General features: G+C 35.5%; 20 protein-coding genes and 1 pseudogene. 6 read left to right on the top strand and 15 right to left on the bottom strand.

Going from position 1 to position 25,384, the window contains the following annotated elements; all coding sequences use genetic code 11:
- A pseudogene (locus C0430_RS04850) lies at positions 1-759 on the top strand (translational GTPase TypA); the annotation flags it as partial.
- Positions 760-838: 79 nt separating this feature from the next.
- Here C0430_RS04850 and C0430_RS04845 read toward each other — a convergent pair.
- The 3 genes from C0430_RS04845 to C0430_RS04835 form a co-directional block, all read right to left on the bottom strand.
- Positions 839-3,625, bottom strand: a complete 2,787-nt coding sequence (locus C0430_RS04845) for a T9SS type B sorting domain-containing protein (protein WP_290866056.1) — start codon at positions 3,623-3,625, stop codon at positions 839-841.
- 72 nt (positions 3,626-3,697) lie between these two features.
- Positions 3,698-8,689, bottom strand: coding sequence for a T9SS type B sorting domain-containing protein (locus C0430_RS04840; protein WP_290866054.1), 4,992 nt, complete (start codon positions 8,687-8,689; stop codon positions 3,698-3,700).
- Between the two features lie 23 nt (positions 8,690-8,712).
- Entirely contained in the window at positions 8,713-11,034 is a 2,322-nt protein-coding gene (locus C0430_RS04835; protein WP_290866053.1) for a T9SS type B sorting domain-containing protein, read from the bottom strand.
- A gap of 164 nt (positions 11,035-11,198) precedes the next feature.
- Here C0430_RS04835 and C0430_RS04830 point away from each other — a divergent pair, with 164 nt between their 5' ends.
- Positions 11,199-12,254, top strand: coding sequence for a hypothetical protein (locus C0430_RS04830; RefSeq protein ID WP_290866051.1), 1,056 nt, complete (start codon positions 11,199-11,201; stop codon positions 12,252-12,254).
- A gap of 618 nt (positions 12,255-12,872) precedes the next feature.
- Here the strand turns inward: C0430_RS04830 and C0430_RS04825 are convergent.
- The 8 genes from C0430_RS04825 to C0430_RS04790 all read right to left on the bottom strand — a co-directional run bounded on the left by C0430_RS04825 (position 12,873) and on the right by C0430_RS04790 (position 18,613).
- Positions 12,873-13,931 (bottom strand): nucleoid-associated protein, encoded by a 1,059-nt coding sequence (locus C0430_RS04825; protein WP_290866049.1) that lies wholly within the window; start codon positions 13,929-13,931, stop codon positions 12,873-12,875.
- A 53-nt stretch (positions 13,932-13,984) separates the two neighbouring features.
- Positions 13,985-14,395: a four helix bundle protein gene (locus tag C0430_RS04820; RefSeq protein ID WP_290866047.1), complete on the bottom strand. Its 411-nt coding sequence runs from the start codon at positions 14,393-14,395 to the stop codon at positions 13,985-13,987.
- Positions 14,396-14,464: 69 nt separating this feature from the next.
- Complete coding sequence (locus tag C0430_RS04815; RefSeq protein WP_290866045.1) at positions 14,465-15,004, bottom strand: hypothetical protein; 540 nt, start codon at positions 15,002-15,004, stop codon at positions 14,465-14,467.
- A gap of 130 nt (positions 15,005-15,134) precedes the next feature.
- A complete protein-coding gene (locus tag C0430_RS04810; RefSeq protein WP_290866043.1) occupies positions 15,135-15,740 on the bottom strand; it encodes an HPP family protein in 606 nt (201 codons plus the stop codon).
- A gap of 6 nt (positions 15,741-15,746) precedes the next feature.
- Positions 15,747-17,027, bottom strand: coding sequence for a chloride channel protein (locus C0430_RS04805; protein ID WP_290866041.1), 1,281 nt, complete (start codon positions 17,025-17,027; stop codon positions 15,747-15,749).
- A 249-nt stretch (positions 17,028-17,276) separates the two neighbouring features.
- Positions 17,277-17,537 (bottom strand): hypothetical protein, encoded by a 261-nt coding sequence (locus C0430_RS04800; RefSeq protein ID WP_290866039.1) that lies wholly within the window; start codon positions 17,535-17,537, stop codon positions 17,277-17,279.
- 64 nt (positions 17,538-17,601) lie between these two features.
- Positions 17,602-17,997 carry a hypothetical protein gene (locus tag C0430_RS04795; protein ID WP_290866037.1) on the bottom strand — a complete coding sequence of 132 codons (396 nt, stop codon included), beginning with the start codon at positions 17,995-17,997 and terminating at the stop codon, positions 17,602-17,604.
- A 58-nt stretch (positions 17,998-18,055) separates the two neighbouring features.
- On the bottom strand, positions 18,056-18,613 hold the full coding sequence (locus C0430_RS04790; RefSeq protein WP_290866035.1) for a sugar O-acetyltransferase: 558 nt from the start codon (positions 18,611-18,613) through the stop codon (positions 18,056-18,058).
- Positions 18,614-18,904: 291 nt separating this feature from the next.
- On the opposite strand from C0430_RS04790, the gene C0430_RS04785 reads away from it, so the two are divergent.
- From C0430_RS04785 to C0430_RS04770, 4 genes are all read left to right on the top strand, one after another.
- Positions 18,905-20,242: a 2TM domain-containing protein gene (locus C0430_RS04785; protein ID WP_290866033.1), complete on the top strand. Its 1,338-nt coding sequence runs from the start codon at positions 18,905-18,907 to the stop codon at positions 20,240-20,242.
- A 19-nt stretch (positions 20,243-20,261) separates the two neighbouring features.
- On the top strand, positions 20,262-20,567 hold the full coding sequence (locus tag C0430_RS04780) for a 2TM domain-containing protein (RefSeq protein WP_290866031.1): 306 nt from the start codon (positions 20,262-20,264) through the stop codon (positions 20,565-20,567).
- Positions 20,568-20,582: 15 nt separating this feature from the next.
- Complete coding sequence (locus C0430_RS04775) at positions 20,583-20,933, top strand: 2TM domain-containing protein (RefSeq protein ID WP_290866029.1); 351 nt, start codon at positions 20,583-20,585, stop codon at positions 20,931-20,933.
- Positions 20,934-21,006: 73 nt separating this feature from the next.
- The gene (locus tag C0430_RS04770; RefSeq protein WP_290866027.1) at positions 21,007-21,765 is read left to right on the top strand and encodes a LytTR family DNA-binding domain-containing protein; all 759 of its coding nucleotides are present in this window, start codon (positions 21,007-21,009) and stop codon (positions 21,763-21,765) included.
- Positions 21,766-21,859: 94 nt separating this feature from the next.
- Here C0430_RS04770 and C0430_RS04765 read toward each other — a convergent pair whose 3' ends face one another.
- The 4 genes from C0430_RS04765 to C0430_RS04750 form a co-directional block, all read right to left on the bottom strand.
- Positions 21,860-22,633: a CDP-alcohol phosphatidyltransferase family protein gene (locus tag C0430_RS04765; protein ID WP_290866025.1), complete on the bottom strand. Its 774-nt coding sequence runs from the start codon at positions 22,631-22,633 to the stop codon at positions 21,860-21,862.
- 55 nt (positions 22,634-22,688) lie between these two features.
- Complete coding sequence (locus C0430_RS04760; protein WP_290866023.1) at positions 22,689-23,198, bottom strand: hypothetical protein; 510 nt, start codon at positions 23,196-23,198, stop codon at positions 22,689-22,691.
- Between the two features lie 10 nt (positions 23,199-23,208).
- Positions 23,209-24,231 carry a COX15/CtaA family protein gene (locus C0430_RS04755; protein WP_290866021.1) on the bottom strand — a complete coding sequence of 341 codons (1,023 nt, stop codon included), beginning with the start codon at positions 24,229-24,231 and terminating at the stop codon, positions 23,209-23,211.
- Positions 24,232-24,282: 51 nt separating this feature from the next.
- A partial coding sequence (locus C0430_RS04750; protein WP_290866018.1) for an HD domain-containing protein occupies positions 24,283-25,384 on the bottom strand: 1,102 nt, incomplete at its 5' end.

Below are 25,384 nucleotides of genomic sequence, written 5' to 3'. Positions count from 1 at the left end.
GAAACTGATTCTGCCGATAAATTTATGGTTTTTGGTCGTGGAGTACTGCACTTGTCTGTTCTTATTGAAACAATGAGAAGAGAAGGATACGAATTGCAAATTGGTCAACCACAAGTTATCATCAAAGAAATTGACGGTAAAAAATGTGAGCCAATTGAAGAATTGACAATCGACTTGCCTGAAAATCTTTCTGGTAGAGCGGTAGAATTTGTTTCTATTCGTAAAGGAGAAATGTTGAGCATGGAAGCAAAAGGCGAACGTATGGTTATCAAATTCAACATTCCATCTCGTGGAATCATCGGATTGCGTAATCAATTGTTGACTGCCACTGCCGGTGAAGCGATCATGTCACACCGTTACATTGGTTACGAACCTTTCAAAGGAGAAATTCCTGGAAGAAATAATGGTTCTTTGATTTCTATGGAAAACGGTAAAGCCATTCCTTATTCTATCGATAAATTGCAAGATCGTGGTAAATTCTTCGTTAATCCTAATGACGAAATTTATGAAGGTCAAGTAATTGGAGAAAACTCTCGTAGCGATGATATGTGTGTGAACGTGACTAAAATGAAAAAACAATCTAACGTACGTTCTTCTGGAAATGATGAAAAAGCAAGAATTATTCCTCCAATCATTTTCTCTCTAGAGGAAGCCTTGGAATACATTCAAAAAGACGAATATGTTGAGGTAACTCCAAAATCGATTCGTTTGAGAAAAATCTATTTGACAGAAACTGATAGAAAAAGATTTAAAATCTAATTCTAATTTTTATAGCAAAAAAGCCATTCGAAAGAATGGCTTTTTTTATGCGTGTAATTTTCTAAAAATTAAATCAGTGTTATCTTTTTAAACTGAAATGCCCTTTGGCTACTCTTCCGTCTTCCAGTTTTATGGTGAACCAATAATCGTCCGTTGGCAATAACTTTCCGTTGAAAGTGCCATCCCAACCTTTGCCGGACGGTGCTATTTGTTTTAACAGTTTTCCATATCTGTCAAAAATATAAATGATGGATTTTTCATAAAAACTAGAATTAATTCCTTTTAAGTTCCAATGGTCATTAACTCCATCGCTGTTTGGAGTAAAAAATTTCGGGGCATCCAGCACGGCAATGTTTTTCTTTATTTGGCCACAGCCATCTAAATTTTCAATTGTCAATTCGTGAAACCCACCAGGCACATTCACAAAAATGGGAGAATTTTGAAATGGAGTTGCAATGCCATTTTCAAATTCAATTCTATATTGGTAATTATCAGGATTGGCAACTTCGATCATGATATTGTTCGTGGATTGTAAATCGTTTACAATTATCTTGTTTATTCTTGCCAGATAGGACATACTTACAATGCTCTTATGCGTGGCGGTACATCCCGATTTGTTTTTTACAACAACAGTATATTCTCCTTCTTTGGTTACAGCTATTGTGGGAGTTGTTTCGTTTGTTGACCATAAATAAGTGAAGTCATTTGCATTGTCAGGAGCTAAAATTCCGGCATCAAGAACAATAGAAGATGCTGAACCTTCGCAAATTATCTTGTTCTCCAAAGGATTTATTTTGGGAGTTGGTTCTACCACCAAATCAAATTTTCCGGTTCCATAACAGCCGTCGTTATTTTCTGCACGAATAAAGAGTGTTTTTGACGCTGAAGAGTACAGCCCTTTCAATTCATTTTTACCTAAATCGGCATCGCTTTTAGTGGAATAAAAAAACAAAACAACATCCGATGGCAAACTCAATTCAGTTTTGATTAACGCCTTTTTTTCATCTAAATCAAATAATGCCTTTCCATTGCCAAGGTCACATTTGTGAAAGGATTCCGGCAGTATTGCATTGTTTTTATTGGCGTGCAAAATAATCGTTCCAATGCTGTAACAAGAAGAGTTGGGTTGAAATACTTTTGCATAAACCGTTTCGTCCGGAATACTATTTTGATAGATGACAGGAATAGATTGAATGTTTTCGGTGTCATTTTCGGCTTCAGTAATACTGTGATAATAGTTGACTTCAAAATCTTTTTCCCCTAAACATAAGGGTTCATTGGCAAGCGATAAATTAAATGTCGACAAACCGTCTGTGGGAAAAGCATCTTGTGTGTCACACTGTATTAATTTATAAGGTGTTGTCAATATTTTTGGCGTTTCATATATTGTAATGGTTTTTTCTACAGGTTCCCTGTTTTCTCCATTTACGGTTTTTATCAAAGTTACTTTGTAATCGCCTGGTGCAAGGTAAGTATGATAAGGCTCTCTGTCAGTCGATGTCGTTCCATCGCCAAAATCCCAAACAACGGAGTCAATTGTTTCTACAGAATTAATAAAAAAATGGGTGGATTGACCAAAACAATTAAATTCGTAACTAAAAGTATAAAGAAATAATGAGGTAATAAATGGCGGCAATCCCTGCTCAACGCTACCTGTTTTTAAATCAATCGCATTGGGCATATAATTGCAACTCGTTCCGTCTAATTCTGGATTGTTTATTACGGATATTTTATTACGTTTAAAATCTGATGTAGCATATCCAGCGCGGTAAATCTTTTCGTCAATGGCCAATTGTAAAGCTCCTGCTATAAGAGGTGAAGTATTTACAATAGTCTTTGAGGTTGGTATATTGGCACTTTTTAAGTCATATTGGATTAATAAACTTTCTAAAACGGTATCACCATCGGCATTAAATTTATTTGCCGTCACGTATAATTTTTTGGTTTTGGACGAAAATTCTACTCCATAAGGATTTGAATTGCTCAAAAGTGTCATTTCATTGCTCGTTTTTCCGGTACTCGAATCGAAATCGTAAAGTAAAACATTGCCGGTATCCCTGATTGGGTTGCCTTTTGGTCCATTTTCATTTGTTCGTCTGGAGGCATTGTTTGCCATGACTACTTTTTTTCCGTTTGGAGAGGCTTTCAAGTATCCAATGGCATTGGCAAGATAACCACCTATTGGAATAGTGACAGTAGTCGGTGTCTTGACAGGATTTTTGTTGACACCTTGTGTACTTATTTTGAATGCATAAAAATTATTTATAAAATGTGTAATTACCCAAAAAGATACCCCATCACCGTGTTGAACGGCCGTAATTTTTTCGGAACACTTGTATTTTACTTCTTCGCTGTCATTTGGATCATAAGTGACAAGAGGAACGTTTTTTTCAGTTGTCACGATGTCGCCAAGACCATTGTTTAGCCGGATGTCCACTTGAGAATAATTCAATCCGTTATTTGGAGGATCCATATCATTTAATAAATTGTCATCCGCATTTGCAGGAAGCGGTTGGTCAACAGTAAATATATAATAGATATAAGGATTGCTTGGCTTTGGAACGATTATCGCCGACTGTGTACTTGAGCTATGCCCCAGCAAACCATATCCATTTGGCATAATTTGATGGTTTTTATTGTAAACTAAGGAGCCATCCGTATAAAAAAGTAAATTACCGTCTTTGTCAGAAATAGTGGTACACCCTTCTTTGGTAACTAATTTGCCATTTGTTAGTGCAATGGGATTCCCTGAATTGAAATCAAGTCCAGCATAGTTTCCAAAGTACCAAATAGCCGCTTCTTTCTGCGCAAAAGAAGGAGTTGCCAGTATAAAAAGGATAAAAATGAATTGGAAAATAATTTTCATGTTTCTTCAAATATTTCAAATATAGTAAATATCAAAGTTGGACTGCATTTTAATGTATTGATTTTGTGAAATTTAACGTTTTAAGCTAAAATGCCCTTTAGCTTCTCTTCCGTCTTCCAGTTTTATGGTGTACCAATAATCGTCTGAAGGTAAGGCGTTTCCGTTGAAAGTGCCGTCCCAGCCTTCATTTGCAGGATGCAATTGTTTGAGGAGTTTTCCGTATCTGTCAAAAATATAAATGATGGAATTGGCGTTGAAATTTGCATTCACTCCTTTTAGATTCCAATAATCGTTGTATCCGTCACTATTTGGCGTGAAGAATTTTGGCACACCTACAACCGCTATGGCTTTAGAAACAGTTCCACATCCATTTTTATCGTTTACGAATACGTCGTGAATGCCGGCCGGAACATTGGTAAAGAAATTGGAATCTTGGAAATATCCAAATGGTTCGTCTAAACTATATTCATAATCACCGGCTCCAGTAACATTTACCGTAACCGTATTTAAATCGGCCATATCAACCACATCAACAGTCTGGATTACTGCAATATCTGAAGCGGTAACTTTTATGGTTCGAATTCTACTGCAACCGGAAACATTTGTGACTTCGACGGTATAAATTCCTTCTTCGTTTACATCCAATGTGTAATCCGTTTTCCCGGATAAAATGGTTCCATCTTTTGACCAAACATAAGTGTAATTACTTGTTGGAGACCCATCCTGGATTGCAGCATTGAGTTGTACATAAAACGTTGGAAGATTGGAACAAACTAATTCATCATCACTTCCATTGGTGTTTAAATTGATATTTGGCAGCGGTTCTACAATGAAAGGAATGTCTATAGTGGCTGTACAAGCTGTATTTGTTGGGTTTTCTACGATAACTTTTACATTTTGTGTCCCGGTAACAAATGGATTTGGTAACGGACTTGGCAATGAATTTCCGTTTCCATCAAAGTATTTTACCGTCATTCCGGTTTGAGTTCCCAGAATAGTCGATTGGAATGAAGAAGTGTCAAAAGCGAATTTGCCGTCTTGTGCCAAAGGGTCTAATTCATTATCACAGGTTGTTGTCAACGCAATTGGAACAGCAAATGCTTCCGGCAAATCGTCAACTATAAATGTAATGGTAGTTTCATCAAAACATTTTTGTATTGTATTATTGGTAACAACCGCTTTTATGGTTTGTGATTCGGTTGCGAAAGTCGTGGGAAATGGACTTGTAATTAAAACTCCGTTTGCATCTTTGAGAGGATTATTATTGGCATCAAAATAAGTCACGGTAACAGGAAACGATTGATTGGTTCCCAATAAAGTAGTTTCCAGGGTTGCGGTATCGAAAGTAAATATTCCATCCTGATTGTCGTCGCATTGTCTTGGTATTGAAACGGCATTGGCAAAAGGTAATTTCTCAACTGTCAAAGTCACAAATGGCCCCAATCCATAGCAAGCATTGTCAGCGTCGCTATCTACACGAACCCAAATATTTTGAGTATTTGGATAGCCAATGTTCCTGTAATTGGAAATATCGGTAATTACGTTAAGTTCTGCCAAGGCATCGGCTTGATTTCTATAATAGTTGATGTTGTAAACCACTCCAGTCGTTGTTGGCAAAAGATTTTGGATTGTTGTTTTTGTTGCGCTAAAATCAAAAGTCGCAATTCCGTCTCGTTTATCGTTGTTGGCAGTATTATTTCCATTACTGTCCAATAAATCATCGCAAACTGGTTGCACTTGAATGTTGTATGTGGAAGGAATATTCGTGGCCAAAACTTGTAAAGTAATTTGTGCTATTCTAAAACATCCGTTGGAGTTTTCCACTCTCGTCCAAACCGGCATTGTTCCAGCTGTCGTGTTTGTAAAAGCCAATGGTGTTGTGATTAATTGGGCAGCATCGGCAGTATTGGCTCCAACCAAAGTTTTGTAATAAGTGAAAGTTTCATTGGTGAAATTACTTGAAATTACGTCGTTTTTTACCGTTAGATTAAAGCTTGAAACCGCATCTAAATCATCGTCACATTGGATTATCGTTATATCGTTAACTACTGGCAAAACATAAACAGTCAGCGTGGTTTCAGCCGAGGTTAAACCGCAAGAATTTCCAATTTTGTTTAATTGGACACGATATTTGTAACCATTCATTGCATTGGTAACACTTGTCAATAATAAGGTGTTTGTTGTAGCTCCAGAATAAACGGCATTGTTTGTAATGTCAGTCCAATTTGTTCCGTCAGTTGATAATTGCCATTGATAGGTGTTTCCGCCATTGTCTGCCAATGTTATTGTGGCGTTTTGTAATTCGCAAGTAGGAGGAACATTGGGTTGTGTTGTGATTACAATAGGTGCTGAAATTAAATAATTAGGATTTGGAACCGTGTAAGGTGCGCCATTTACAAGTCCGTTTAAGTTAACGGTTACTGGTGAATTTCCATGTTTTTCATCGTTATCAGGATCAATAAATCCTGCTTCGACAACATCACTACATAAATCTTGGTCGCTGTCTAAATCCCGGAAATTTCGTATTCCATCAGCATCCAAGTCATTTTCGGTTTCTACTGAATCTAAAATTCCGTCGTTGTCACTGTCTAAATCCAAATAATCTAAAATACCATCATAATCCGTATCGATAGGTGTAAATCCAGGTTCGAAAGCGTCGTCAAGTCCATTTTTATTAGTGTCGGCATTTGATAAAGCTACTGTATTGTTTGCTTGTGCTTCAATGAAATCTGGAATTCCATCATTGTCGCTGTCGGTATCCAATTGATCCGCGATTCCATCTAAATCAGAGTCTTTTGGAATACAAGGTGTAAAAAACTTTAGGGAAACCCTGTTTGGAGTAGTGTCAGATAAATTTTTGTGGGTGAAACTTATCGAATAGGCCAAATAGGTTAAAAACTTGAACGTACCGGTTCCTGCGGCTAATGGCAAAGTTCCATTTAACCTGAATCGTATTTCGAAAGAAGAATATTGAGTTATTCCAGTTTCATAGATGCCGTCATAATTGGTGTCAATCAATAATTGGTTGTTTGGATTGAGGACGGTTATGGTTTTGTTTAGGTCTGAATTCACGACATATTCAGCATCGGCATTTAATAAATCAGTTGAATTTGCCGTGTTAACATATTCAATTCCTGCGCTCATTGGATTGGCAAAATTCATCGTATAAGTAACACTACTAGCTTCAATTCCTGTCTCGCTATTTTCTTTCCCTGCTGGAATTTCAGTGATGAAACTCCCATCGGTACTTCCTGTAAATGTTCCTGCCGGCAATCCAGTTCCGGTTGTTGTTAGGACACCCGTGAAGGAATTTGAATATGTGTTAATTGTTATATTTCCATTATTTGGATTAGAAACATTAATGTTTTGGTTGCCATACGATTCAGTACAATTTGTTATTCCGTCATTGTCATTGTCTAAGTCAATATTATCGTTGGCAATATCATTATCCATATTTGTAGGGCAACTACTAACGGGAATTTTATCGGAAACAACATCGCTTACACATCCAGAAATGCTTCCTATCACGTGATAAAATCCGGGTTGGGTAGGAGTGTAGTAATTGCTGGTGGCGCCAGGAATTGCAACATCATTTTCATACCATTGAAAGGAATTATATGCGGATAATGTACTGATTTTTAAATCCACGTTTGGTATGCAATTTGAAATGGCACCTACTTTTATGTCAGAAATAATTTCAGGTTTCAGGTCAAAACCAGAATAATAACCTCCATAAGTAGCATTTCCATTAGTCCCAAAGTAAGAAACATAAACCTGTTTAGTTGATTTCACGGCAATGTTACCATACAAATCATCGATTGTGTATCTCACAAAACCTGAATTTCCTGTAATAGCAATTGGTGCAGCCGTAGTGGGAATGCCGTTTATTTTGACCAAAGCACCTGTTTCAGTAACGATGTTTAAACCTCCATTAAATGTTATGCCTCCTATCGATTCAATAAGAGGAATGTTGTCAACGCTATTTGGTGTGGCACAATTTAAAGGCGGAACAAAAAATAGGTTTTGATTTGCCGGAGAAGCTGTTCCTCCTATGCTTTGATAAGCAAATACATTTTCAGAAGTTGTAACATATAAATTTCCATTGCTGAATTGACTTCCGTCAATAGCTATATAATCACCAGCATTGATCAATGTGGCAAATGGAGTGGTGTTACCATTTAAATAAATTTGGGTATTTGGATTATGGGCAATCAGTAAAACACGTTCTATTTCATCATTACCAATGCCTTTTACAAAAATGTACTCTTTTCCCGTTTTTTCAAAAGGAACTATTTGGTCAAACCCTACATCTCTTCCGTTAGTACCGGAGCCATTGCTTCCCCCAAACGATCCGGAATTGACAACGACAGGCTTGTTCGTTTCAACCAAAGCACCAATCATTTTTGAGCTATTGGATGGTGAGTTATTACCTGCATAATTTGTTAAAGCCATTACATAGCTTTCATTTTTGTTTAGTGTTATTACTATTGGAGCTGTATAAACTGTTCCATCGGAAAACATTGTGCCAACAGGAAGATTTGAAATGGTTACGGTTGTATTGTTTTCTGTTGAAAAAATGGAAGCAAAATTCAATAAGCTATTGTCAGCGTTATTTGAATTAAGCATCGCTCCCAATCGAAATGTTTTACCAAGTGCACTATTTCCTTTAGAAACTAGTCCTCCAGCGTGATTGTAGGTGCCGTCGGTGTTTCTGGAAGAATTTACCCTTACACTTGTATAAACCAAATCTTCCGCTTCTATTATAAATCCCTTATTTTGTATAATTCCAATATTATTTTTTGACGTAAACAATTGAGTTGCATTTCCTACTCCAATGTTATATACATAAGGAACAGCGTTGCTTACCACACCGGTTATTATAGTTCCTCCAATTTCAATAATTTTAAAATTTACTTTTGTTAGGCTGGGAGTTGAAATATATAAATAGTGATCTTCGACCAAATTATTTTGTGCGGTTATCGGCGGGATATAATGCGTTTTGCTAAACTGGGCTAAACAACTTATGGAGGAAAAAACAAAAAAGAGAATAAGTATTTTTTTCATTGGATAAAAATATAAAAAAAGGATTATCTTTTTAATGAAAAGTGCCCTTTTATTATTTTTCCATTGCCAAAATTTAAATGAAACCAGTAATCGTCAGCAGCCAATTCATTTTCGAGGTAAGTGCCATTCCAGCTTGGATTAATGGCGTTAAGTTCTTTAAGTAATTTCCCGTAGCGGTTAAAAATTGTTATGACGCATTTTGGAAATAATTCCAAGTTTTTAATTTTCCAAACGTCATTATATCCGTCGCCATTTGGAGTGAAAAAACGGGGATAATCCAAAACATAAACAGTGTAGGGAAGAGATAGGCCACAACCATTTTTGTCACGTGCATAAGCTGAATAATTGCCCGGCGCAATTCCGGTAAATAAAGGGTTTTCTTGAAAATAAGAGCCGTCGAGCGAAAATTCATAGTTGCCAACTCCCTTGTATTCTATTAGAACAGTATTTTCGTTTCCTGCAAAATCATTCACCGTCGCGCCAGTAATTGTTGCAACGTCAGAACTGGTAACAGTGAATTTTTTGGTTTTCGTGCAACCATTTGTATCGGTGACCATAACCGTATAATCACCTGAAGCTGAAACGTTAATCGAATTTGTCGTGGCTCCAGTATTCCATAAATAAGTCGAAAAACCAGCAGCCACACTTAAAGTTGTTGTGGAACCAAGGCATAAAGAGGCGGTTTCATCCTGAAAATTGGACGGACTAAAGGTGTTTACAAGAAGAGTTATGGGAATAATTCCATAACAATCGGCTCCATTTATGATTCGGGCATAAATAATTTGCTGATTTGCAGTTGTGTTCTTGAAAATATTGGGCACTGGATTTTTTTGAGAAACGGCATCCGCAGGAATCGAATAATATTCTACAATCATTCCTGCCGGCAATCCGGTCAAAACTCGTGGAGTTACTTGCGCATTCAAATCAAATTGATACAACCCATCTTGAGCGGCATCTCCATCACAAGTTGCAACAGGATTTTGTGTTGCAATACTGTTATTAGCAATAACAAGTGAAACTTGAGCATAATTGGCACAGTTAAAAGTATTGGTTACTCTTGCAAAAAGTATAGGAATTGAAGGTTTATTCGTGTAAGTTGCTGGATTCAAAACAGGATTGATTTTTCCTTGTGCGTCAGTTAACGATTCATAATAAACGACTGGACTTAAAGTGGCATTGTTGTTTTTTATGATGTTGTCCACTTTGGTCAAATCAAAAACGGTAATTCCGTCGCCATTATCATCGCATTGTGTGAGCGTTGTGTCGGATAATGGAATTTCAGGAGCGTATTCTAATTTAATTTCGTCGGTTGCCATACAAGTTGCGGGCGTAAAGATTACTTCTACTTTATAAGTTCCAGTAGAAGTTATATTAAGAAATGGATCTGTTTTTCCTGAAAGTAGAGAGCCATCTTTATACCATTTATAATCGTAAGTTGTCGGTAATTTGGTATCAATTGTATAGCTTTCGCTAAAACAAATCGGATTATTTGTGGCTAATCTATCGGTTCCTAAATCTATTTTTGGAGCAAAACTACCTGCTTTTAGAAAAACAGCAGAATCGTAATATTCATTAAAATCATTTGCAATCACTAATTTAATATGATAACTTTTTCCAGCAATTACCGGTGTTTGAGCATTCATTATTACAGTTTGCCCAGCGTAATTTATTGGGCTTGTCCCTCCATTAAATCCATTAAAATAGATTTCATTTATCGCAGGACAACCGCCATTGTTTCCTGAAGGTGGTATTGTAGGACGTATGTTTGTAGAAGAAACAGGTGTTTGAGTTCCAGGAATAACGGCTAAATTTTGGTAAAAGGAACCTGGACTATTTTCTTTAATTAAAAAAGCAAATGCATCAGTAAATCGGCAAGATCCAGTGTCATTATATTCGATAGAAGCAAAAATGTAGTCAAAACTTAAAAAATTGGTTAAAGGAATAAAGTCAAATTCTAAAACAGTTGCATTTATTGATTTTGAAATTCCCAATGCTTGATTCAAATCAGTATCACCTAACCAAGCAAGATCATTGTCATTACCAAGATTAAATACATAAGGACCAATAGATTTTTGTGCATATTGCGTGCTTAATAAAACACCTTCTTTAAAAGGAAAACTACCGCCCGCATTAGTAAAATAGCCATAACTATTTTGTCCTATAGGAACATTGGTATCTCCAGTTGCAGAATAATTTGAAACTGTTGCGCAAGAACTGTTTACCAGTACATTTTCAACAAGTTGTTGAGGAGTATATGAGTCGTCCACGGTGATATTTTGTGCAAATACATTGATGGTATTGCAGCAAATGAGGGCAAATGTTAAGATTGTTTGAAACCATTTCATAGTATTGCAAAGATACTATAATTCTGAAATTTTTTTAAACTATCGAATCGGGAGTTTTTGGTGCCGACTGAATTCTTTATTTACTGTAAAATGGTGATTATTTTATGCCTGAACTGTTTCTTGCTAAACGATATTAATGTAAATTTGTCATAAATATTGTAAGAATGAAAGAGCAATTAATGGTTTACAAGAAACCTACTTATCCTGTAAATAATTCGTTTTTAGATTATTTGGAACGATTTGACCGCATTTCCAAAGTTTCTATTTTTTATGATGATTTATTGCGTTTTTCAGGTTCCATAAATGTCTATGATAAAAATGATGTTGATACCCTTTGGATTCGAGTGTATTACAACGAATACGAGAGAATGGATATTGATTTGAATTTAAAAAAAATCTATTCTTATCTTCATTCCGACGGAAATCTAGATACCATAAAATTTTTGAGTGTTGATGCCATTGACTACTGTACTTTTGGAAATTCAAAACCTTTTCGAGTAAAAGTCAGGAACATCTTGAATGATAATTACACCTATTTTTATGTCAAAAAAGCCGATGCTTCCCGTATTTATGGATTAGAATTGGAACACATTCTTTCTCCTGACAAAATTCATTTTTTGGTATATAAAGATACGCTGATTGAAGAACATATTATGGGAATTCCGGGTGACGTGTTTATGGACACGCTGCTGGATAAGTGTTCCGAGACTGAAAAAGCACAAATAGCAAAGGAGTTCGTCAAGTTTAACGAACGTTGCATGATACGGCTTTTGGGAGATATGCGAGCTTATAATTATGTAATTGTTCCCATTCACGATTTTGACCAAGTCGTTTATAGAATTCGACCAATAGATTTTGACCAACAATGTTATGAAGGCAATTTGAAGGTGTATCGTCCCCAGTTTTTCAAAGAAAATTATCCAATGGTGAAATTGGTAAAGGATAAATTAGAGAACAGTTCCATAGAACAGTATAAAAATGAAGAACGAGCTGCTTTGGCAAAAAGAATTTATTCAACTGAAACCCGTGTGAAAAAATTATTGCAAATTATGGGTAATGACATTCTCGCTCCTGATGAAAATGTGGATAAACTAAAAATGGAATTGTATCGCATCACTCACGATATCAACTTTAAGCGGGCTAAATCGATGGGAAACGTGCTTTATTCCGCTTTTGATTTTATTACTCGAAATTATAAAAACACGGATTTACTTAGATAATTTTCAAGCAGTACTTTAATAGAAAGCGCGATTTATTAAACGCGAACATTTATTCGTGAAATTCGTCTCCTGTTCATCGTTTGTTTCAATAATAGCAGGCTTTTTATGAGTAGTAGAATCAGCATATTTTTAGGCTTTAGGGTGAAATTATTATAAAGAGAAATGCCTCTTTTGATGTAAATGGATTAAGGTTTCATTAATGTCTTTTAGCTCGGGAGTCAAAAAAGTTTTGCGACCTTTGAGATCATTTGTCAATTCTAAACCGCAAACCGAACATTTATATTCTTTAAAATGATGGGTCACATTTCTGGTTTTGAATATTTTATGTCCAAAAAATGAACACAAAATTTTTCTGTTGAAATTTATTTCCCTGATTTTGATTATACTCATATTAGGTCTTTTAAATTTTGGGACAGTGAAATTACACAAAAGACGACCAAACGACAAATAAAATCGATTAAAAGCATATTTATGATATTAATACAAGTAAAAAACTTATAAAAATATCAATCCAAAAATGTTTGTAAGCTGGTTTTCAGGACAAAACAGAGCATAAAAAATCCCCAATTCGTTCAAAACAATTGGGGATTCTAGTTGTATTCTTTGGAGAACTAATTCTTAACTTTTGACTTCCTTGTTGAAATAAACCAAGTAGTAATACATTTGTTTTTCTTCGTCCCAACCTTTTTCCACAAATTTTTCGGCACTTTCCGGATTGATGAAATCCATTTTGATTTGAATTTGAGTATCCAGATTGATTACGTTTTTAATCGATTTTCTGGCGTCGGAAACTGCTGCATTGGCGATAGGGAAGGTGGTCACGTCTTCAATGCTGTATTTTTCGCCTTTATCCACTTTGTAGTTTTTGAATTCTGGAATCAAATCCGGGTTGTCTAAAACTTCGTTCAAGAAATTGCTCTCTTCGAACTGGTCGTTTTTGGCAAAATAATTCACGGAACGGTTCATGAACATCACTTCTTCTTTTTTGTCTTCGGCAGGAAAAACAACGTCTTTGGCAAAACCTTGACAAAATTTCAAGTATTTTTTGGTGATGAAATTCTCGTCTTCAAAAGCATCAACCGAAAGGAAATGTTCCAACCAATAACGGGCGTCATAGCGGTTGCTGTCAACAGTAAGAATTTTATAACCTTCTTCTTTTTTAAAATTGAAAATAATGCAGCCTTTGTCCAGTTTGCTCAGGTTGATACCGTGTTGCAAAATCATTTCCAAGTTGGATTCTTTTTCTTCAAATTGCAAAAAATCCGATTGTAATTCGCTTTTGAAAATTCCGATGGCGTCCACTACAGTGTTGTCGATATTCACATTTGTCAAATGCGTCACATAAACTTCTCCGTTTTTGATGTGTGGATGATTGGATTGTTCGAATAAATGCGTGGTGATTTGCTTGGAAACTTCGTGAATAATACTTGGATTATCGAATATTTGGGAGGCAAATTTAAACATGTCATTGTATTCCAAATCTACTTCGTGGGCAAATTGGAAATAGTTTTCCTCTTTTTCCCTGAAGGGTTTAAAGAAGTATTCTTTTATTAAAGGCAGCACTTCATCATTCAGGTTAAAGGGCTGTTCTGACAGGAAGATGGCTTCGTTGCGGCTTTTGTTTCCTACTCTGTGAATGGACAAAGTTTCGATGTGCGTATTGAATAGGTTTATCATTAAGGGGGTATGGTTGTTTAAAAGTTTAAAATTGTTTAAAAGTTTAAAGTTGTTTAAGAGTTTGAGGATTTGGTATCAATGAACTTTGTTCCTTTAAAATCTTGTTTGTTTAGGTAAGTGATGAAATTGTGAATTTTAATGCTTAATCTTTCATATTCATTAACCAAATATTTTAGTTTTTCTTCATCGATATAATCGTTGTCTAAAACTCTGTATAATTGAGAACGAGTTTCTCCTGCCGAACCTTTGGCTATGGATAAAAATTGACGAAATTCAATGTTTCCGTTTCTTTCAAAGCCTTCTGCAATGTTGTCCATAACTGATCCCGAAGAGTCTTTTATTTGAGCATTAAATTTAAAATCTTTGTTTAGTTCAGTGTTTTTAGATATTGAAATTATTTCCTTTGAAAGCCTTCTTGCATCTTGCCAAATTTCTAAATCTTCAAATCTTTTTATAGTAGCCATATAAAAACAATTTTAAACAACTTTAAACTTTTAAACAACTTTAAACTTTTAAACAATTTCAAACTCTGTCTAATTCCAGTTTTCTTCAAATCCGTAATCTTCAAAGCTATCGTCACCTTCGAACATATCGAGGTCGTCTTCGTCAAGATCATCTTCAAATTCGTTGTAACTTTCCTCGTCATCATCGGCAATAAAATGTTTTTCCATTGCTTCGTCCGGCATTTCACCGTGAGAGAAAAGGGTTTCTGGATAGGTGTTTCCCGTTTTTATTTCTTCAATTGCGGCCAATTCGACAAGGAAAGTCCACATATTGATGAAGTCGTACACATAAATTATTTTGGTGTTTTCTTTGTCCAAAATGTCCGAAAGCAAGTAACTGCTCATTGTTTTTTGTTCGCCAGGAACATCACCAGTGTCAAACATTGGAATTTCGTCCTCTTGGTTCCAAGTGTCGTCGCAAGTGTAGAAAGAAGCCACTTCCATTCCGTCAAATCCAAAAGAATTGAAGATGGCATTGTGTAAATCCTCTAAAGTATCTTCTGCAAGTATCGCAATATCTCTAAAAATGTCCTCTTCGGCATCAAGAATTACCCTAAATTTATAAACCATGATCTGTGTTTTTATTGAGAGGTCAAAGGTAAAATTTAATTTTAGATTTTGGATTTTAGATTTCGGATTTGTTGATAATATTTTGGAACGGATTCCAAAAATAAGGTTCAACGTTTTGAAAACACGGAATTTAGGATACTCTTTTTTTGATCTTGTGGATTAGTTTTTTTCTGACCGTGTGGTATTGTTCGTGGCTTGGATAACTTCTGTTGGAAGTCATGTTGTTGAAAATTAAAGCCGTCAAGAGTAAAATTAGCACGCCAACAAATACAGGCGAAAGAACATACATGTAACCAAGGGCTTTTATTTTATCGGAACCAATTATGGCAATAAGTGCTGTTGCTCCTCCGGGCGGATGCAGGGTTTTGGTAATTTGCATCAAAACGATGGAAAGGGAAACGGCCAACGGGGCGGCAATCCAAATAATGTCGGGAACCAATTTATGAACACTGACGCCTATTAAAGCCGAAATTAAATGACCACCAACCAAGTTCCGAGGTTGCGAAAACGGACTTTGAATGATGCCGTAAACCAATACGCTGGATGCGCCGAAAGAACCTATCAAATACACGGCATCGTTACCTGTAAAATGTATGGATTGAACGTAGGCCAAAATTCCAATGGCGACAAATGAACCCAAGAAAGCCCAAAAATGTTCTTTCCAGTCGACTAATGTTTCTTTGTAAAGGATGTATTTGGTCTTGCGGTAATTCCGTTTTATTTTTTCAATTGCCATGAGTTGTTAATTTGCCATGCTTGGCGAGATAGTATAGACTGTATAAGGATAAATCATTTTGGCCGTATATTTTGAAATCAAGGAAACTGCAAAAAGAGGAATGAACAGGGTATAATTATTGGTTAAACCGCAAACCAAAAAGATGGCTGTAAAAGGTGCGTGAATACTGGCGCTCAAAACGGCTGCCATTCCTATAATCATAAAATTTATTGGAATTACGCCAACATTCAAAAAAGTATTTAAAAGGGAAGCGACCAACAATCCGAGAAAAGCTCCAATAAAAAGGCTTGGTGCAAAAACACCTCCATCACCGCCCGATGCCAATGTTATCGAAGTCACGATGGGTTTTAAAATCAATAATCCAAAGAAAGTGAAGGCCAACGTTATTGTCAATGGAATTTCATTCGTGTTGCCAAAAACGGTTTTGATGGCGTGGTAACCTTCGCCGTACAATTGCGGAAAAAGAAACAACGAAATGCTCAAAACAGCCGAACCAATAAGGATTTTGTAATAATGGGTGTTGATTCTTGAAAATTGAGATTTGAAAAATAAAACGCATCGGGTCAAATAAACCGAATTCAATCCAGCTAAAATTCCCAAAAGAATAAAGTAGGGAATAGCTTTCAGGTGCCAAGTCGTAATAGTTACAGTGAACAAAGGCTTTTCGTCCAATAGGAAAATAAGTCCAAAAGCTATGGCGACTGCAATCAAATTGGAAATCAAGAATGCTTTGGTAACTTTTTTTGAAATGACTTCGAATGCAAAAAGAATTCCGGCAATGGGACTGCCGAACAAAGCGGTAACTCCAGCGGCAACTCCGGCACAAATCAATTCGGTTTTGCATTGCCTGAAAACATTTTCTTTTCGCTGTGCAACCGAGCCAATCGTGGCCGAAGCGACAACAGTCGAAACTTCAATTCCCGTTGATCCGCCAAAAACAACTGTCAGTAATCCGTTGATGAAATGGGACGGGATTTTGTAACCGGGTAAATTCTTTGATTTGGTATTGGTGATTTCAAAAATTTCCTTGATGCCTTTGTTTTCTTTTTTCTTGAATAAATATTCACGAAGAAAATAAATGATGGATAATCCGAAAATTGGAAAAACAATAAAGAATATTGGACTTGTGGTGGCTTTACTAAAAAATATTTCTTCGTAATGTTCCGTTACTTTCTTTAAAATAACTCCTAAAAAAGCCGAAAGAAAACCAATCAAGAGGGAAACAATAACTAATTTTTGGAATTTGATAAATTGATAATTTCTTTTAATTCGAGTAGTACTGGTCATCTAAAAATAGTTTTTCTGGGTTTTACAAAACTATAGAAAGAAAATTAGATTTGAATTGAAAAGTAAATTGAATCCTTGTTTTTTATGATTTCTTTATGAGTTATGCTTTTTTTTGTGCGTAAAAGCGGAGCAATTTTTTGTAATCTATATTGGTGAATTGTTACTTCAGAAAAACTTGTTTAGGAACTTTTTTTTAAAAAAAATTAAAAAAAAGACAAGAAATAGATTACTTTATTTGAGAAAATTGCATTATTCCAAATAAATCATTGCGGGTAAATTGGCATTTGGATTTTGGGCAAGCGTTTCCGAGTGCAATTTATGGATTAGTGTTTTCGTTTTCTCGATGTCGTCAATTTGGAACAAAAACAAAACTTCATCTTCATCATCGGCATTTTGCCAAAGATGTTGCAAATACATTCCTTGCGATTGGTGGAATTCTTTGTCTTTTTCCAATACTTCTCGAATAATTTCTAGAGGAACATTTCTGAGTGTGGCTAAGAGATGTGGCATAATTTCATAAATTTAGAGCGTTGCAAAAATTAACAAAGCCCAATCAATTGATTGGGCTTTGTTGTTATTTTTTTTCTTCAGAACAAAGTCCCACAATCTCGTGGAAAGTGTCATGCAAATCAGTAATTGATTTCATTATAACTTCATTTGTTGCGCCGGAAGTTACTAATTTGTGCAAGGCTGCACTTTTGGTTTCTAATCTTCCAGCCGAGGCTAATATGGCTTCGGTTTTAAACTCTTGAGGAATTTCTGATTTTAGCAATGAGGCGGCTTTTGACATCATTTCTTCTGAACGTGCTTTTATCGGGGCAAAATTACCTTCTTCGGCAGGATGGAAAGTTTGTGACATTATTTCGTGAAATTCTTTTATGGCTGGCCATTTTTCAAAAGTGGATTGTGCCGAAATACTGTTGACCACAAAAATAAAAGTCAATGCTAGAAATGTTTTTAAATGTTTCATAAGGGTTTGTTTAAAATTAGATGTTAAAATTATTTTTGGTCAAAAAATGCTTCTGGTATTAAATATTTAATTTCCGAATAACTTTCGCTGGATTCCCAACGACCAATGAATTATCGGGAATATCTTTTGTAACCACCGAACCGGCTCCAATCACGCAACCATTTCCGATGCTGACTCCGGGACAAATTACGGAATTTCCGCCAATCCAGCAATCGTCTCCGATAGAAATGGGCAATGCATTTTCCAGTGTTTTTCTCAATTCGGCCTCAAGCGGATGTGTTGCGGTGTAAATTTGGACATTGGGCGCAAAAAATACGTTCGAACCAATTTTTATGGGAGCACAATCCAAAACCACGCAATTTACGTTAAAATAAACATTGTCGCCACAAATGATATTGTATCCGTAATCGCAATGAAATGGCGGTTCAATATAGAAACTTTTGCCCACATTCGGAATTAATTCTTGTAGAATTTCTTTTGCTTTTTTGGTCAAACGATATTCGGTTACGTTTAGTCGGTGGAGTAAATTTTTTGCTTTTCGACGTTCTTTTACTAGAATTGGATCGCCGGCCAAGTAATATTCTCCGGTGATCATTTTTTCTTTTTCGGTTTTCATAAAAGGCATTAGTTTTTCGTAAATATAATTGAATTCGGCAAAGAACACAATTCATCCTCAAAATTCCACAGTTCAGTAAGTATAAATTTTAAAACGGTTATAACCAATATAAATTTGCTCAAGAATTAATCAACAACTTAAAATTAGAAATTATGACCAAAATTATCATCGTAATCATACTCTTTATTTGCAGTTTGCTGTAGCCTTGAGAGCAAATAGAAAAGCTATCGGACTTTTTGCTACTTTTAAACCGGAAACATTTTTTAATCTTTACTTTATTAGAACCCAGAAATGAAACATACCTACAAAGAATTAATGCAATCGTTAATTATCAGTTTTATTATTTTTATACTATTGGTTTTGGTCAATGTTGCTTTGGGCCACAAGTTGGTTTTTGATAATTCTTTAGGCATTCGATTTTTGTATACTTTGCTTTATACTTTCACGATTGGGTATGCCAATAAAAGCTTGTTCCTCTTTTTGAACAAGTTTTTTGCAACGGAAAAATTTTCATTAAAGAGAGTCATTGTCGGCTTTTTTAGTTCATTTGCGATTACATTGGGAGTTGTTTTTTTATTGCGAATTTTTGAAGATGTTGTCATCAAAAAAATGAGTTTTAATGAGTTTTGGGCTAAAGAAAATCCTGCGAATTACATTTTTGCGATTGGTGTAACTTTTATAGTGGTTTTGTCTTTTCAAGCCTTTTATTTTTACAAAGCCTACAACGAAAACAAGGTTAAAGAACAAAAAATCATAGCAGGAACCGCATCTGCAAAGTTTGAAAGTTTAAAAAACCAATTAGACCCACATTTTCTCTTCAACAGTTTGAATGTTTTGAGTTCCTTGATTGAAGAGAATCCGGATAATGCGCAAAAATTCACGACTTCGTTGTCCAAGGTTTATCGTTATGTTTTGGAACAAAAAGACAAAGAATTGGTGTCGGTTGAAGAAGAATTGGCATTCGCCAAAACCTACATGAATTTGTTGAAAATGCGTTTCGAAAACAGCTTGTTTTATGAATTTTCAACAACCAGTATCAATCCGGAAGCCAAAGTAGTCCCGCTTTCCTTGCAACTTTTATTGGAAAACACGGTAAAACATAATGTGGTTAGCGAACAACGACCCTTGCACATTTGCATTTTTACCGAAGGAGATTATCTGGTCATTCAAAATGATTATCAAAAAAAAGAAGTGTTGCAGGATAGACAAGGAGTGGGATTGCAAAACATCATCAACCGCTACGGAATTATCACGAACAGAAAAGTATTGATAATTCAAACTAAAGAAACATTCACGGTCAAAATACCAATGCTAACCAAACAAATTTCAATTATGGAAACAATGACAAACTATACGGAGAATTCAGCTTATTACCGAGCCAAAAAACGAGTGGAAGAACTCAAGGGGTTTTACGGAAACTTGATTTCGTACTGCTGTGTAATACCTCTTTTAATTTTTATTAATTTGACCTATTCTCCACATTTTCAATGGTTTTGGTTCACGGCTGTAGGTTGGGGATTTGGATTGTTGATGCACGCTTTCAAGGTTTTTGGATACAGCTCCAATTGGGAAGAACGCAAAATTCGAGAGATTTTGAGAAAAGAAGACAAAACACAAATTTGGAAATAATATTTTAACACTTTAAACAATGGAAAATAATTATCAAAATGAAGAGCGCTATTTCAAAGCACAAAAAAGAGTAGAAGAGATCAAAGGGTTTTATGGAAACTTAATCTCCTATTTTGTTGTAAATTCGGGGCTTTTAGTTCTCAATCTTCTAACTTCTCCAAGGCATTTATGGTTTTTTTGGCCAATGCTGGGGTGGGGAATTGGGGTGGTTTTTCACGGTTTAAAGGTTTTTAATTGCATGCCGTTCTTTGGAAAAGATTGGGAAGAAAAAAAAATCAAAGAGCTTATGGATAAGGAAAAAACCAATAATGAAACTTGGAAATAATTTAAAATTAAAAAAATGAGACAATCAAGAAGAATGTTTGACGAATACCAATCGGAAAATTTCAATCACGATGAACGTTATGATTTGGCATACAAGAGGGTGAAAAAAATTAAAGGACTTTATGTTCATGCAATGGCATATTTTCTTGTAAACGTGTTTATTATTTTAGCCAGTTACAATAAAAGTTTATCAGGAACTGAAGTTTTTCTAAGATGGGAAACTTTTTCAACAGCATTTCTTTGGGGAATTGGTTTATTGGTACACGGATTATCTGTTTTTGGAAAAAACATATTTTTTGGAAAAAACTGGGAAGAAAGAAAAATCAAGGAGTTTATGGAAAAAGAAAAAAGCGAAAAATGGGAATAGGAGAAGTAATCAATGTTCAGTTTTTAGTGTTCAGTAAACTTCCATCTTCCAACTTTTAATCTCTAACCTCAAAATGACAACAATAATAATCGAAGACGAAAAACCGGCAGCAAGATTATTGCAACGCAAACTTGAAAAACTCGAAATTGAAGTCGGAGTGATGTTGCATTCCGTGGAGGAATCCATCGAGTGGTTTTCCAAAAATGAACATCCCGATTTGATCTTTCTCGACATTCAATTATCAGATGGTTTGTCGTTTGAAATCTTCGAAAAAGTAGACATAAAAAGCGCCGTAATTTTCACTACGGCTTATGATGAATATGCATTAAAAGCATTCAAATTAAACTCGATTGACTACCTCTTGAAACCCATCGACGAAGACGATTTGGAAGTGGCAATTGCCAAATATAAAATGCGTTTGCCAAAACCGGAAAACAGCCTTCAATTCGATTTTGAACAAATCAAAAAAATGTTCCAAAATCCATTCGACAAAAATTTCAAAACTCGGTTTACGGTCAAAATAGGGCAACATCTCAAAGTCATTTCCGTTGATGAAATCGAATGTTTTTTTAGCGAAAACAAGGGAACTTATATTCATACTTTCGACAACAGAAATTATCTGGTTGAATCCTCTTTGGAAGTTTTGGAACAAGAATTAGATACAAAAGATTTTTATCGAATCAGCCGAAAATTCATCATTCCATTAAAGTCAATCAAGGAAATCGTGGTCTACAGTAATTCCCGTTTGAAGGTGATTTTGCCTTCTTACACAGCCGATGAAGTGGTGGTAAGTCGTGAAAAAGTATCCGATTTCAAGGCTTGGATAGGTTGATTTTTTATTTAAACCAAAAAATCACATAAGTAGGTTTAAAAATACTGGTTTTTAGTGTTTTAAATATTTAACATAGATTTAATCTATCGCTGTTTTAAGCCTTTAAAAAAGTCTTCCTGATGCCAATCAAGATAAAAACAAACAAAGTGTAAACGATAAAAAACGGCACGATGTAATCTATTAAGTTCAAGGGCAACATAACGGCAATAATCAGCAATTGAAAACCCAATCCGTAAATGGAAACGAAGGTCATGAACCAATTTGGAAACGTTTTTACTTTGTAAGCATCGTTGTCTAAAACGTGAATTATTTTGTCGAAAACGCCGTAAACGATTGTGTAAATTCCAAACAAAATATCGACTGATTTTTGGCTTTCACCATGCAAAGCTCGAGGCGATTTGTCTTCAAAAATTTTACTGGTAGAGTCTCCGCCAACCGATTTATTTCTTAAAATCACATAGTAATAATTGTATAAAGTGCCTTGCAATTGGATACAAAAAAAGGCAATTATTGTCAGCCAAAATGATGTTTTGGACACGTAAAAAATTGTCATGAAAAACATGAAATTTAATACAATGTCAAACACGCTGTCAAGGTATCTTCCGGTGTAAGAAGGCGTGTTTTTTATCCTGGCCAGTTCGCCATCGGCAGCATCAATTATTGATTTTAAAATGATGAAGAAACTGGCTAACAAGTACTGTTTTTGTAAAATGCAGCAAATGGCAATCAAGCCGGAAATGCCAAAAAGTAGTGTGACATGAATGGGTGTAAATCGGGTATTTTTTAATCGATTGGCAAACAGTTTTGCTATCGGTCTTCCGTAATCTGATACATCCAGGAATTTATCTTCGGCAGCTAGTTTAGACATTTTGGGTTGTGGAACAAAGAGAAATGCGACAATATAGTCAGATAATTAGTTACGTTTATTCTTCATCAATAGAAGATATTTCTATGGCTCCATTAATCCATTCTGGATTTATTTTAATGGCATCTTCAGGTTTGAGATATACTATTTGAGCTATTTTTTTTATTTTTTCATTGATGGTGTAGGTGTCAATGTATTGGTACAACTCATCATAAGGTTGGTTTTTGCTCTTTGGATTATCATTTACAACTCCAATTTTCAGTAAATCTTCAGGTGAAGCAATGTTTGCTTTTAGGGGAGAATTTTCAATGTTGTTTTTGTAAAATGTATCCAATATAAATTTCTTGGTCGTAATTATTATTACTCCTGAATTCGAACCGTATTTTTTACATACAAGGGAATCTTTATACACGGTCAAAGTGGAAATGTCATTTGGATTTATGGCTTCCATTTGCTCTTTAATATCCTGCATAAATCCTAATTTATTTGCATCAAGAACAATCAATGGGCTTTGTCCATAAACTGTAGATATAAATAATATTGAAAATAAAAGTCCTATTTTTTTCATGATTTAAATGTTATTTTGAAAGTCGATGCAAAGTAAATGTCATTGCCGTCAGCAAAAAGAAAGCCACTATTTGATGTGCTAATCCAAGCCACAACGGAACGCTGTAAAGCAAGGTAAATACTCCTAATGCAAATTGGATAAAAACGATGATTACCAAAGCGGTTATTCCTGATTTTTGATTTTTATTTAAATCAAATTTATGGCTTTTGATAGCCAAGAGCAATATGAATCCAACTACCACATAAGCCAAAGTTCGATGCACAAACTGGACTCCACTTTTTCCTTCGGTAAGTCTCAGGAACCAGCTGTCTTTTTCTAAAATGACACTTTCGTGAAGGAATTGTCCGTCGCTCATCATGGGCCAATAATTATGTATTAAACCGGCATTCAATCCGGCGACAAATCCGCCATATATAATTTGGACCAATAAAAATACCAATGCGATTCGGGCTAATTTTTGCAACGGAAGTATGGCATTTACTTTATTTGGATAGATTAAATCCAAAGCGACCCAAAGTGTGTAAGCAAAGGTTATGAAGGCAAAAGTTAAGTGAAGAGAAAGTCTAAAATGACTTACGTCAGGATTGTCAATCAAGCCGCTGCGAACCATGAACCAACCCAAAAATCCTTGAAAACCACCCATTCCCAACAATATTACGCATTTTTTCAGGGTTTCGCTGGAAAGTCTTTTTTTAAGTAGAAAATAGACAAAAGGAACAAGGAAAACCAATCCAATGATTCGTCCTATAAAACGGTGAAACCATTCCCAGAAATAAATGAACTTGTAATCACTAAGCGAGAAATCGTTGTGGATGTTTATCTTTTGATATTCTGGAAATTTCTTGTATTCTTCAAATGCTTGCGACCATTTTTCCTCGCTCAGCGGAGGAAAAGTATCGGTGACTAAATGCCAGTCTGTCATTGAAAGTCCCGAATTGGTCAATCGGGTAATTCCACCCACCACGACCATTATAAACAATAATATGCAACCTGAAAGTAGCCAAATAACAACTGATTTATTTTCTTTTTTCATTGTTTGGAATTGATTTTTACAAATATATTTTAAATACTACTAAATGTTAATTCAACAAGCGTTAATCTTTAGGCCTAATTTCGCGCCTTTTTTCAATACAAAATCGTACGCAGCCTGATATTCATTTGGAATTTCTCCTTCCATTATGGCTTCTTTCACGGCTTCTTTCAAAACTCCAATTTCACGCGAAGGTTGCAAATTAAAAATCGCCATAATTTCTTCTCCAGAAATGGGTGGCTGAAAATTCCGAACATGATCCCGTTCTTCGACTTCCACAATTTTCTTGCGAACAATCTCGAAATTTTGGTGGTATTTCTTGAATTTACTCGGGTTTTTGGTCGTGATGTCGGCTTCGCACAAAGTCATTAAGCTTTCCACGTCTTCACCAGCATCAAAAACCAAACGACGCACGGCAGAATCAGTGACCAAGTCTTGTGACAAGACAATGGGACGCGAACTCATCATTACCATTTTTTGCACAAATTTCATTTTGTGGTTTAGCGGCATGTGTAATCTTTCGAATATTTTTTTTGCCATTTTCCCACCCAAAAATTCGTGTCCGTGAAACGTCCAACCTTGTTTTTTGTTGAATCGTTTGGTAGGTGCTTTGCCAATATCGTGCAATAATGCCGACCAGCGCAACCAAACATCGTCAGTATTTGGGCAAATGTTGTCGACCACTTCCAAAGTGTGGTAAAAATTATTTTTGTGGGTTTGGCCTTCAATTTCCTCCACTTGGTTTAAAGCGGTTAATTCGGGCAAAATGATGTCCAAAAGTCCTGTTTTGTACAACAATAAAAATCCAACCGAAGGCTTGTCGGTAGAAAGGATTTTGTTCAATTCATCGACAATTCTTTCACCCGAAATAATGTTGATTCGGTCTGCATTTTTTTTGATGGATTGAAGAGAGTTTTCCTCGATTTCAAAACCCAATTGATTGGCAAATCGAATGCCTCTCAACATTCGCAAAGGATCGTCAGAGAAAGTAATGTCTGGATCGAGTGGTGTTTTGATGATTTTGTTTTTCAGGGCTGATAATCCATTGAAAGGATCCGATAATTCGCCAAAATTATCTTTGTTTAATGATAAAGCAAGTGCATTTATGGTGAAATCACGGCGATTTTGGTCGTCTTCCAAGGTTCCGTTTTCCACG

This window comes from Flavobacterium sp. (assembly GCF_013823965.1).
Lineage (GTDB): Bacteria > Bacteroidota > Bacteroidia > Flavobacteriales > Flavobacteriaceae > Flavobacterium.
The sequence above is the reverse complement of the archived record's forward strand: the minus strand, read 5'-3'. Positions and strand labels throughout refer to the sequence as shown.